The organism is Bacillus sp. 05T31 (assembly GCF_056396725.1).
Genome location: NZ_JBFTMA010000309.1, coordinates 1 through 12,673 on the forward strand (window position 1 = coordinate 1; position 12,673 = coordinate 12,673).

Annotated in this window: 9 protein-coding genes and 3 pseudogenes; 7 read left to right on the plus strand and 5 right to left on the minus strand. The window is 31.8% G+C overall.

From position 1 onward, the window contains the following. From AC1DJR_RS17740 to AC1DJR_RS17755, 4 genes are all read left to right on the plus strand, one after another. A partial coding sequence (locus tag AC1DJR_RS17740) for a multidrug resistance efflux transporter family protein (RefSeq protein ID WP_477003147.1) occupies positions 1-264 on the plus strand: 264 nt, incomplete at its 5' end. A 61-nt stretch (positions 265-325) separates the two neighbouring features. Beyond that, positions 326-751 carry a GNAT family N-acetyltransferase gene (locus AC1DJR_RS17745; protein WP_429688377.1) on the plus strand — a complete coding sequence of 142 codons (426 nt, stop codon included), beginning with the start codon at positions 326-328 and terminating at the stop codon, positions 749-751. 99 nt (positions 752-850) lie between these two features. After that, positions 851-1,459, plus strand: a complete 609-nt coding sequence (locus tag AC1DJR_RS17750) for a hypothetical protein (RefSeq protein WP_477003148.1) — start codon at positions 851-853, stop codon at positions 1,457-1,459. Between the two features lie 20 nt (positions 1,460-1,479). After that, on the plus strand, positions 1,480-2,727 hold the full coding sequence (locus tag AC1DJR_RS17755) for a glutathionylspermidine synthase family protein (protein WP_477003149.1): 1,248 nt from the start codon (positions 1,480-1,482) through the stop codon (positions 2,725-2,727). 584 nt (positions 2,728-3,311) lie between these two features. On the opposite strand, the gene rfbG is transcribed toward AC1DJR_RS17755, so the two are convergent. The 4 genes and pseudogenes from rfbG to AC1DJR_RS17775 all read right to left on the minus strand — a co-directional run bounded on the left by rfbG (position 3,312) and on the right by AC1DJR_RS17775 (position 7,864). Beyond that, on the minus strand, positions 3,312-4,400 hold the full coding sequence (rfbG, locus tag AC1DJR_RS17760) for a CDP-glucose 4,6-dehydratase (protein ID WP_429688375.1): 1,089 nt from the start codon (positions 4,398-4,400) through the stop codon (positions 3,312-3,314). A gap of 28 nt (positions 4,401-4,428) precedes the next feature. After that, a pseudogene (locus AC1DJR_RS17765) lies at positions 4,429-5,156 on the minus strand (NAD-dependent epimerase/dehydratase family protein). Positions 5,157-5,220: 64 nt separating this feature from the next. Beyond that, positions 5,221-7,094: pseudogene (locus tag AC1DJR_RS17770) on the minus strand (glycosyl transferase). Positions 7,095-7,114: 20 nt separating this feature from the next. After that, positions 7,115-7,864 carry a sugar phosphate nucleotidyltransferase gene (locus AC1DJR_RS17775; protein WP_429688372.1) on the minus strand — a complete coding sequence of 250 codons (750 nt, stop codon included), beginning with the start codon at positions 7,862-7,864 and terminating at the stop codon, positions 7,115-7,117. A 396-nt stretch (positions 7,865-8,260) separates the two neighbouring features. Between AC1DJR_RS17775 and AC1DJR_RS17780 the strand changes: the two genes are divergently transcribed. Beyond that, positions 8,261-9,223, plus strand: a complete 963-nt coding sequence (locus AC1DJR_RS17780; RefSeq protein WP_429688371.1) for a hypothetical protein — start codon at positions 8,261-8,263, stop codon at positions 9,221-9,223. A gap of 899 nt (positions 9,224-10,122) precedes the next feature. Here the strand turns inward: AC1DJR_RS17780 and AC1DJR_RS17785 are convergent. After that, positions 10,123-10,800: a papain-like cysteine peptidase gene (locus tag AC1DJR_RS17785; protein WP_429688370.1), complete on the minus strand. Its 678-nt coding sequence runs from the start codon at positions 10,798-10,800 to the stop codon at positions 10,123-10,125. 1,112 nt (positions 10,801-11,912) lie between these two features. On the opposite strand from AC1DJR_RS17785, the pseudogene AC1DJR_RS17790 reads away from it, so the two are divergent. Next, positions 11,913-12,182: pseudogene (locus tag AC1DJR_RS17790) on the plus strand (glutathionylspermidine synthase family protein); the annotation flags it as partial. 187 nt (positions 12,183-12,369) lie between these two features. Next, the coding region (locus AC1DJR_RS17795) for an AAC(3) family N-acetyltransferase (RefSeq protein WP_477003150.1) at positions 12,370-12,673 on the plus strand (304 nt) is incomplete at its 3' end.

Genomic DNA, 12,673 nt, shown 5'->3' on the forward strand with positions numbered 1-12,673 from the left:
GTAGCAATTAGTTCTGGATTAATTGCTACAGTATTATTTTTCTTTGCGACAGATCTTGTAAAAGACGATCCGCAAAAACTAGCAACCGTTGAAGCGACACAGTCTGGTGAAGTTTTATTTGCATTAGTAGGAGAGCTCATCTGGCTATCTGCCCCAATTCCGTCATCATTATCTTGGGGTGGAATGAGTCTCGTTATTGTCGGCATGATATTGCATAGTTATGTAGCTGTAGTTGTAAAAAAAGCGGAAAAAATAACGGCGTAAAAAGATTAGCTCTTTTTCATAAAGAGCTAATCTTTTTTCATAGAAAGGATATGGAAGTATGATGTTACAGCGTGTAGAGCATTTAGAAATAGATCCAATTAAGAGGGTATTAAAGCATGCGACCGGTCCGAGTGAAGCAAGCTTATTTAAAGCAGTTTCAATGTATAAAAATGATCAGGCAGTGCTATATAAATATGGGAATAAGGGTTGCATAGGTATAGCGCTAATTCATACAAATAGAGCGAGAATGTGTCACATAGCTGTTGATGAAAAATATCGCAATCAAGGAATTGCACTTCAAATGATAAGAGAAATAATTAGGAAGTATGAGTTGACATATATAGAGGCAGAGACAGACAAAGAGGCAGTCGAATTTTATAAAAAGTGTAGGTTTAAGATTAAAAGTCTGGGAGAAAAATATCCGGGGTTGGAAAGATTTCATTGCTATCTCGAGAATGAACAGTTTAAAAGTATGCGAAATATGTAATTTTACATATTTAGTTTAGTTTGAAAAAAATGATGATTACATTATATAATAAAGGTAATTGGTAAAATATAGATAAACAAGAAATTAGGTGTATAATACATGAGAATGGATAAAAGCAAATTTGTGAAAATTGCAGCTTCAATAGGAGTGTCATCTTTTTTATTAACAGGATGTGCTGATAATGATGAAGAGAGCGCACAAAAAGAAAGTAGTGCGGTAAAAACAGATGGTACGAAGCAAGAAAGCAAACACGAAGCATTAAATTGTGATGATAAAGCGCCAACGATAGAAAATATAGAAAAAGAAGAATTATGCAGAGATAATAATTCACCTGCTTCATTTAATAATGAGAGYTCCCATYTGCCAATACTTCCGTTCGTTGCTGGMTATTTAYTAGCAAGTAAGACGTCGAATATGTATAGTAATGCGAAACCAAATCTTATAAAGAAACCATATGCAAATAATATTATTCCATACCGTGAAAAAGATGAACGGAGAACTGGTGGCAGCGGTGGTGGTGGGTATTACGGCGGAACTAGTAGCAACAATGATTCTTCAAAAAAAGTAGATTTAAATAAAGAACAACCGAATAGTTCAAATAAAGTAACAACAGATTCAAACACGTCAAAATCATCTACTACGCAAACGCCGAAAGTGAATTCTGGTTCAAGTGGAATTGGAAACGCAAAAGCACCAGCTGGATCCTAATTTGAAAGGATAATGGAGAAATGTATACAGWAMAAGAACAGGAAGMGTATATGAAARTMTGGTTTTCTCTTGCAGAAGAGGCTRGTAGAAATGGATTTACRTGGCCAAGTCTTTTAGAGAATGAAGAATGGAATCAATATATGGCAACTGGTATGTAYCGKATGCCAGTACRTACATATACTGCAATTTCTAAAGCGACRGAAGAAATTATGTATGTGTTATATAGAACGTATCAATATATTGTAAATACGACTGAAGATTTTCAAAAACTTGGATTCCCGCCTGAAACGTGGGAAATTGCGAGAATGAAACATACTGGTTTATTTTCATATTTTACAAGGTTTGACTTTATCGTAAATGGTGATGATATTAAATTAATAGAAGTAAATTGTGATACACCAACAGGTTATTTAGAACCGTCTGTCGCAAATGAAGTGTTGTGCCGTTATCACGATGTGAATCATCCGAATCACATTGAGGAGCATATTGTGCAGGCATGGGAACAAATTAAACATGATTACAAAATAAGTCCTGACGAAACGATTTATTTTACAAGCTACGATTGGCATGATGAAGATCATCAAACAGTTCAATTTTTAAGAAGTTATTGCTTAGATCAGTCCACGGAATATGTTGGCATACAAGATATCGTCGTTGCAGATGATGGTATATATACGCCAAGTGGTGAGCGAATCCATTATTTATATCGACTGTATCCAATTGAATATTTAGTTTCAGATATTGATAAAAATGGAAAAAGAATTGGTCTGCAATTTTTAAATCATATAGCGCAAGGAAGAGTGCGAATTATCAATCCACCGGCTGCTTTTGTTATGCAAAACAAAAGTGTACTCGCATTAATTTGGAAGCTTTATGAAGAAGTGGTTTTCTTTGAAGAAGAAGAGCGTAATATTATTAATAAATACTTCCTACCAACATATTTTACAAATAAGCCATTTTTAGAAAGAAATGAATCATATGTTTCTAAACCTTTATATGGCCGTGAAGGTGGAGGAGTATCTATATACGAAAATGATGAACTATTAGCTGAAGATCAAACAGAGTATTATTTCGAACAACGAAAAATATATCAGCAATACGTAGATATGCCTGATTATACAATTGATACATGGGATGGTCCGTATACTGGTAAACTATTAATTGGTTCACACTGCATTAGCGGGAGAGCTGCAGGGTTATTTTTACGTGTAGGTGAGAAAATAACTGGGAATTTATCTATGTTTACTGGGGTAACTATTGAAGGGTAAAAAATATATGAAAAGAGAGACATCACAAAAAAGAATATATTATTTCAATAATTGACCAAATGATATTGATAAAACTTACCTAAGTGGTGACATATAAAGCAAGTCTTAATTGGTGGAAGTTTTTTATATTTAGGATTAAATAGATTTTATGTGGAAAATGGGACTCTACAATCAGAAAAAACAGTTACTGAAAGTTACTCTTGTATAGAACAAGCAATTCATGAATTTATTGGTATTGGTGAGGCTACCCAGAGGCTTGATACGCAGGCTAAAACTATAGTAGAATAGCTACAAGGTTAAAAATTACTGCAAATGTTCCATATCTGGGTATAATTATATGGCATTTTTAAAATTACTAGAACAAATAATATTGCAATGACATATACTATATTATCGTTAAAACGAGACATTGTTCTCTCATAGAAAAGGAATCACTAGCAGAATATGTGATTCCTGTTTTTCTTAGATATAATTTTTGTGATTGATTTGGAATAATTCAAGAGATAATATTTTTATTAATTAATAAACAACCGCATGTGTCTAGGTGGTATAGTAGGACATATAACTATAAAAATAATTTGTTTTTATAAAATGCCATATTGTTCGATTTGGCTAACACACAGATTTATCATCTCTGTGCTAGAAAAAGAATTATAATTTTTATACCATTCTATTGTATTTTCTAAAGTCTGTTGTAGAGACCACTTTGGTTGCCAATTAAGGGAAAATTTTGCTTTACTAATGTCAAGGTTTAGTAAATTTGCTTCATGATAATTTACTTGGCCTAAATTTTCTGTTGTCCAATCTCCACACCCCCAAGTATCTATTATACTAGTCACTAGTTTTTCTACTGGAACAATATTGTTTAGGGATGGTCCGAAGTTCCATGCTCCGGAAAAAAGGATGCCATTATCTATAATTTTTTCTGTGAGAAGTAAATATCCGCCTAAGGGTTCTAGTACATGTTGCCAGGGTCTAATTGCATTAGGATTTCTAATAAAAATTTTTTTGTTTGATTCTAGTGCTCGTATACAATCGGGAATAATCCTATCTATTGACCAATCCCCTCCGCCAATTACATTTCCAGCTCGAACGCTTGCAATTATTTTCTTGTGTTGTGAAAATTTTTCTTCCGAAAAATAAGAGTTCCGATAGGACGAAATTAAAAGTTCACAGCATCCTTTACTTGAGCTATATATATCATGGCCACCCATAGAATCATTTTCACGATAACCCCAAGGCCATTCTTTATTTTCATAACACTTATCACTTGTTACCATAATTCCTATTTTAGCTGATTCATGTAATCGAATTGCTTCTAGAATATTCATAGTTCCTACAATATTTACCTCGTATGTCTCTCTAGGATTTTCATAAGAATACTTAACGAGAGGCTGTGCAGCTAAATGGAATACAATTTCAGGTTTATAATCTGTAAAAACCTTATTTAATTGATTAAAATCCCTAATGTCTCCGCGAATATCAATTACATGATTTTGAAGGTTGGTAATATTGAAGTTATCGTTTTTATTTTTAGGATCCAATGAATATCCGATTACAGTAGCGCCTAATTCCTTCAACCATAGGGATAACCAAGAACCTTTAAAACCAGTATGTCCTGTAATTAAAATTTTCTTTCCGTAAAAAGCGTTATTAAAGTTTTTATTTAACAATTAGTCCACCTCCTTTAGTACTATATTTTCAGGGAGTTAGGTATATATTTGTATTATTTTTATACCAATTAATAGTTTTAATAATTCCTTCTTCAATATTAATCCTAGGTTCCCAGGAAAGAGAGTTTGTGATTTTTTGAATATTTACTTCAGGAATCCATCTTTCATTTGTTCTAGAGGAAATTGCACCGTAGTTTGGTCTGGAATGGGTGTTCAAATGTTGGAACAATAATTCTACATAATGTTTTAAGGGATAAATTTTTCGCTAGCGATTTGATGGGCAAGTATAGTGCTGGCAGCCTTGGTGCTTCCATAAATATCTACAGGAGTTAGTAGCATATTTTCATGAATAGGTTCCATCTTGTTGCCGTATTCAGAACTACTTCCCATATTAATGATTTTTTTACAATTCACGAATTTTGCCGCTTGAATAATGTTACATGTCCCTATAATATTTGTTTCTATAGCATGCATGTAATCTGTATGGGCAGAATTTACTCCATAGGCAGCCAGGTGAAAAATATAATCGGGATTAATTTTCTTTATTGCGTCTTGTACTTGTGCTTTGTCTCGTATATCTATTTCATAGGTTTCAATATTTTTTAGAATGTTTTTGAGTCGCCAAGAATCTGATGATGCTCTTATAAATAGAACAATTTTTGCTTGTAAATGTAAAAGTCTTCGTACCAAATGAGAACCAATAAAACCATATCCACCCGTGATAAGAAAAGTTTTATTTTTAAATGAAGTAATCATAGTTATATAATCTATCCTTTATCTATTAAGTTTTATTCTTAGTTGATGGCACAAATAGATTTATTTATAAAAAAGGGGAGAATGAACTTTGCTTATGATGCGAGGAGGAGTATTTAAAATGATTTTTTATTGTTGATTTATCAATTTGACCAGCAAATAAAGGGGATAGGGATCTTCCAAAAGAATTATGAAGAATACGACATGTTTTGTTCAGTTGTTCTATATAAGGAATGTATATATAATCTAAAATTGTTGGAGGTAATTCTAAAGTTTCTTGTTTCCATAAATCGAATTCATTTGGATTAATAATCTGCATACTTCCAAAATGGTAAGCAATTAATTCATCTTGATCAATAAGAATTTTGTTATCTGTTTTGGATATAGAATTGCTATTTAGAATTACATTCCAAGGTGCTGCATCAATACCTTTTTGAGTCATGATTTTTATATTAGAAAAAATGTTAGGAATGTGATTTAAATATTTTTGGTCGCCCCATCTATTCATTTCAACATCATAATGATTTTTGCAATATTCTAGGCATTTATCTTTCCACCATGTTAAAATTTCTTTACTATTTTGATCGTTTTTAAAGCCTACTAAACCTGCTTGGTATATACCGTGTGTATCTTCAATTTCAGTAGAACTTCTTTGTGGGCAAAGAAATACAGAATACTTCCACCATTCATCCAGAATTATATTAGGTGCTGTAAAGAAATACATATCAGCATCACAATATATAATGTGATCAACTTCCGAATAAAGAGTAAGAATATGGAGACAAAGAGGAGCTTTTAATGTCCAACAATATTCTTGTAAACTTCTCTCATTTTTTATACTTAAGAGTTCATGGTTTTCAATATCTTTTACCGGAATTAGTATGGCATACTTTAATTTTAATTTCTTCAAAATTTGATAAGTTAAATCATCCATACAACTTGCTTTAGAACAAATTGAATTCTCTCTAAATATGGGGTGTAAATATGGTTTAATATATTATTGGGTATTGAAATTGCTCCTAAAGACCAAAGATCAAAATCATTTTCGGTAAAGATAGTAATACATGCAAAATGGTAAACAACTAATTTATCGGTCTCAATAAATACATCGTTTTTGGTTTTGTCAATTTTGTAATCGTTATTATATATACAGTTCCAAGGCGCAGCATTTATACCTAGGTTATTTGACACTTTTACTTTTGGAAAATAAATAGGGATAAAATCTAAATACTTTTGGTCACCGAAATTTCCATCCTCTGGTTCGGCACTACACCAATCTAGACATTTGTTTTTCCACCATCTTACACTTTTTAGTCCATAGAGATCATTCTTAAACCCAATTAAACCAGCTTGATATTTTCCGTACATCTTTTCTACCCAATCACGATCTCTTTGTGGGGTAAGAAAAATAGAATGTTCACCCCATTCCTCAAAAATAATATTAGGGTCAGAGAAGAAGCATAAATCGCCATCACAATATAGAATGGATGGTAAATCATAATTTACCAATAAATATTCAATCAAAACAGATTTTAAAGTCCAACAATATTCATTAACTTTCCTTTTTTTCTTAATTGCTTTTAGTTCACTATCCTCTATTTCTTCAACTTGTAAAAGGTTTACGTTAATTAGATCCATTTCATTTAATAGTGAATATGCAAAAGAATCTATACAACAAATCCACAATGTGAATTTTTGTGAATACTGCATTAAAGATTGCTGTAAAGAAATGATTYTCAAGACATATTCACTACCTACTATGACACAGAAATTATTTTTTAAATTATGTTGTTGATTATAGAATTGAGGATTAATCCTTTTTTTTATGTTTTTTTTAGAGGGATTTAATGTTCTTATTTCTGTTGGAAGTGGGCTAACTATTTTCTCATTAGAGGGGATATATAAGCGCGGTAAACTTATTTTTTCATCATTAGAGCTCAATGGTTATTCAGTCCTCTCCACTAATTTTTATTAGGATTCCAACTTTCATTTATAGTTTTTAAATCTTTAGGTGTATCGACACTAGCCCAAAAATCATTGTGTTCATAGACTGCAAGCTCATTATCTTTTATTAAATTTCGAAGAGGGTCTTCTTCCAGAATACAATCCTCGCTATTACTCAAATAATCGAATATTTCTTTGTTAAATACAAAAAAACCTCCGTTTATTACTGCATCAAGTAATGGTTTCTCTTTAAAGTCAATAGCGATTCCATTTTCGACTGCCAATAGACCATACTGACTATTCTTTTTAATTCCAGTTAATGTAGCGATTTTTCCTTTTTTCTTATGGAATGCTATAAGTTGATTAATATCTATATTGGCTAATCCATCACCATAAGTTAATAAAAAAGTTTCATCCTGTACAAATGTTTCAAGTTTTTTTAATCTTGCTCCGGTCATTGTGTTGATTCCTGTATCTATAAAGTGTATATTCCACGGTTCTAATTCCTCAAGTAACTTATATTGATTGGTTTTAAAATTCAAACTAAAGTTATGCTCTTTCCAGCTATAGTCCATAAAATATTCTTTAATTTTCTCACCTTTATATCCTAAGGGCAAAATAAAATCAGAATGTCCATATTCTCTATACCAATTCATTATATGCAAGAGGAGAGGCTTTCCTTGAACTCGAACTAATGGTTTTGGAATATCCTCTAAAATACCTTGCATCCGAAGTCCTTTTCCGCCACACAAAATTATGACTTTCATAGACTCATCTCCTTCCTCTCTGTATATTTAACTAATTTAGATTATGTGGTTTGTCTGTTAAATGTATACACGGATGTACCATAATGATAATCAACTAAAAATATTTGTTGAATTATATAATTAAAATGCGGATTGGATCTGAGGAATACGTATTGCAGTTAAATGATGGATGTATTACATTACTGCACATTAAAAAAGCATTAAATAAAGAGATTTGGAAATATTGTATTTGTTGTTTACATTTCATAGGCATGTAAACCGTAAATATGATATTTCTGGAGGTATTGACAATGGTGCAAAAAAAGGCGAAGAAATTGGTTGTTGGTAAAGAAAAAGAAAGCAAGACGGTAAAAGAGGAAGAGCATGAGGGGAATAAAATAACAAGGGCATAAAGAAGTGGAGAATAAACAGAGTAAGGATGAAAGTCAGCAGCATCATGATGACGGAGAAAAGAAAGAATACCAGGCGAGTGAAAAATCAGAGCATGAGGCTGAAAATAATAGTCAACAAGAAAAAGAACATCGTCAAGGTCATAAAGAATATAGCGATAGCGGGCATGAAGTAGAAAGTAATAATAGTGAAGAAAATGTAAGTGAAAGAGCGCATAAAGAATCAAGTAATAACGAGCATGAAGCAGAAAGCAATCAGCGCAGTGAGGGTGCAAGCCAAAAGGCGTTCGAAATGTCTAGTAATCGAGTTCATGAGGATACTTCTCATTCTCAACATAAAAATACAGATGACAAGGGTCAACACAGACATACTCATAGTGAAAGCGAAGCGGAAAATGAAAAGGTAAGTAGTCGTGAACATACCGCATCGGCAGAGCATGAACATTATATAACTAATTTTAAGGGAATTATTAGAGAAAAAATAACAGAGGAAAGAATAACAGAAAAAATTAAGAAATCTGGACACGGTGAATCTCATAGTGAATCTAATAGACAAGCTCATGAAGGTGCACATAGTGAGGCGAGTGATCATCATGCACAAGGAGAGTCGCATGAACAGGGACATAATGAAGCGAGTGGGCATTCACATGCTGATTCACATAAAGAGGCGAATGAACACTCACATGCTGATTCTCATGAAGAAGAAAATGAAGAATCACATGCTGATTCTCATGGGGAATCAAGTGAGAGTGGACATGCATCTTCACATGAAGAATCAAGTGGGGAAGGCCACAATAAGTCGGATCAAGAGTCTAATGAAGAAGAAAATGAAGAATCAAGTGAAGAAGAAAGAGAGGAGTCGCATGCCAAATCAGATAATGAAAACAGTGAAGAAGATCATTTGAAATTAGGTAGTGTAAGAAACGTGGAAAATGAAAAAATGAAGAGGAATCACAAAGATCTTAAATAGTAAGAAACTACAATAAAGAGCACTTTTGATAATTACTTTTAATGTTTTAGGCTGTGGAGAAAGTATTCTTAACAGCCGGTTTTGTGTCTGAATCTCTTTTTCACTACCAACACTAATAAAGAAGAAAAAAGAGGTTCTTATGATTAGTACATTCAAAATTATCGTGATTTACGTGTATTATTATATATTGAAAACGCAATGATAATTCTTATTGATATTTCCTCGGTATTAGAAGAATGGTGTGCCAAATAAGTTCGTAGAAAAAGTTTAAGAATAAAGTGAAAAATATCTATCGTGTTGTTTTTTGTTATGTAGAAAATAAACATTAAACATAGTTGTAGAGTACTTTAGTTATAGTCGGGATAAAACATCCATATAATAATATTGAATGGTTTCCAAAATGTAGCATAAAAAGTTTCAAAAGAGGCACTTACTGGGGGAGTGCCCTCTTTCATTTGCACAAAAAGTATCTTTATACATATTAATATTGAGTTAGGGATATTCCACAAATTCCTTTTCAGAGGAACAACATGCATTCTGTAATTAAGCTAAGCCATATGAAGAGGAAGGAATTTCTATTTATTTCATACTCATAATACTTCAAGGGTACTTTACGGTACTCTTTTTTTAGTGTATAAAATGGAGGGTCTGGATTCGAAGGGAAAGGAAACAAATACTTTTTTCTAGGTTTACCCGAAACATAAAAAGAGCACCGCATAAAGGTGCTCTAGTGATGAGATTTAATTTGTAAAGAACTATTTATCCTATAAAGAAAATACTATGGAATATTATATGAACTTACTTTTAATTAAGTGCGTATCAATTTAATGGAAATTTTATTTCTCAACACCCGTGTAAATACAATTAAGGATGCAATAATGTTAAGAATAAGAAAAAAGTTAGTAAGTTAATGTTATTTTATTTAAAATTTTATCCCAGTCTGAATCATCACCTTCCCATCTATCCTGATAACGTGGGATTTCAATTGAACACACCCTTGCTATTCCCAAATTTAGTTCAACAATATCCGGTATTCCCTCTGCAAAATTAACAATAAGAATATTAAAATCTTTATTTGTAATTTTTGATAATACCTTTTGTAATTCAACTGCTTCATCTCGATTTCCCCATATTCTAACGAACAAAATTGTTTCACTGTTAGTTATTTTTTCAAGAAATCGATTAATTCTAGTAGTTAATTTAGCATTAAATGAAGGGTATGTGACTTTCCAATCGACTCCTGGTTCAATTGGAAAGTCATGCATTGAAAAACAATTATAATAAGTGTCCTTTATACAGTAAGTAATTCGTTCTGCCCATTTAGTTTGATTATCAAATTCTGATTCAATAAGGCCGTAGCTTTCTGAACCTTCTACGACCATATTTTCAAGTTCCATAAACTTTTTAAATCGATTTTGAAGTAATCTGTTTGCATCCGAGAGTGATGGATAATAAAACCAATCTAATGGTCCTGAAAATGTTCTTAAATTATGCCTTTTTAATTGATTGGTGACTTGACATAAACCTCCTAAACTCACGACTACATCATATGATTTTTTTAGATCTTCTAAATTCATCCTCATCATCCTTTTTGGTTAATGATAACTAACTATAAAATATCATCATGTATAAAACCGTTTTAATAGATAAGTTTATTTGTTCATTATTAATAATGAATACCTGTAAATAGAGCTTACATGAGGGGAGGAGAAGAATATAGTGATTTTTAAAATAATATAAGAAAGTTATATAGCTGAATTTTTTGCGCACAAACAGTGAAGGAATGAGTAGAATTTCTTTTTTGTTTGAAATAAATTCACGAAATTTAAAATGGATATGAATTGTATGAAATACAACAATGCATATAGATATTTGTTTTTCATTATATTTTATGATATTTTTTTGTTCTGGTGTAAAAAATATATAAAATCAATCTAGTGACCTTAAGCATACTGATAGTAATAATCTATAAAAAGGCGTTTGAAATGAATACTTAAAAGCGGATTTCATTTGGAGTTTCTGATTTTGTAATCTTTATTTATTATTTGCATTAGAACCTTCTATATGAACCATGTACATACAAACCTTATAAGTATTTAAAGGAAAATGAAACAGCATATACAGAAGTTAATAGAAAGAATTAAAAATTTATTTTTAAATATAAACAACTATCTAATTCCTTCCTTAAAGTTACCCATTAAATTTATAACTCTTATTAAATCAATAAATTGAGTTAGTTAGAAAATAATACAAGTTTTCATAATATAGCAGAGATGAAGAAGGTGCGCGTAGAAAATGCTAGTATTATGCTTGTCCAGTTAAAAGATGAAAAAATAAGCTATTTTAATTTCAAACAAAAGAGCAGCTAGCAAAAGCTAACTGCCCCGTTTTAAAGGAGAAATCAATTGTTATAAATTGGCGTATTTAAAGTATGGACAAAATTTGAAGATTTATTCAAAAAAATTAAAAAGAGCACCTTTAAGTAGTGCTCTTAGTAGGTAAGGTCCCTCAGAGAGTAGTGTGGCACAGATGATAATATATGGGGATCAATTATGGAAGTGCAAATATGTAATGAAAAATGCATTTGGCACAACAAGTAGCTAGCTCAATAAACTATCGATTGAGTCCTTAATTCGTATTAAATCAATAATCTGAGCTAATTAGACGATTATTTAAGTTCCTATAACTTGGATGCGGAGGCGGCAGAGTATCTATATACGAAAATGATGAACTATTAGCTGAAGATCAAACAGAGTATTATTTTGAACAACGAAAAATATATCAGCAATACGTAGATATGCCTGATTATACAATTGATACATGGGATGGACCGTATACTGGTAAACTWCTTATCGGTTCTCATTGTATTAGCGGAAGAGCAGCAGGACTGTTTTTACGAGTAGGAGAAAGAATAACCGGGAATTTATCAATGTTTACTGGGGTTACGATTGAAGGGTAGCAACAGTTGAATTAAAAAGTAATTAACAAAGAGCCCATCATTTGTGAGGGGCTCTTTCATATGAGTATAAAGTTTAAATTAAGAGTGTAGGTGTATAGTAATCTAAATGATTATGTTAAAAATTAAGAAAAATATGATAATATATTTATGTATTAGTTTAAAGCAAAATGGGGGAACAATCGTGAAAATGAATGACATAGTGGCCAATACACAATTTCCAAATACAATTGAAACAATTACAAATGATTTAAAAGCATTAGGGATAGAAAAGGGAATGACAGTTATTGTACATTCTTCATTAAGTTCAATCGGTTGGATATCAGGCGGTGCAGTGGCCGTAGTAGAAGCGTTAATGAAAGTTGTTACAGAAGAAGGAACGATAATTATGCCGACGCAATCTTCGGATTTATCCGATCCAAAACATTGGTCAAGACCACCTGTACCAGAAGAATGGTGGCAAATTATCCGGGATAACGTCCCAGCATTTGACC

Coding starts and splice junctions, on each gene's coding strand:
- AC1DJR_RS17745 (WP_429688377.1), top strand. CDS start 326: ATGTTACAGCGTGTAGAGCATTTAGAAATAGATCCAATTAAGAGGGTA.
- AC1DJR_RS17775 (WP_429688372.1), bottom strand. CDS start 7,864: ATGAAAGTCATAATTTTGTGTGGCGGAAAAGGACTTCGGATGCAAGGT.
- AC1DJR_RS17785 (WP_429688370.1), bottom strand. CDS start 10,800: ATGAATTTAGAAGATCTAAAAAAATCATATGATGTAGTCGTGAGTTTA.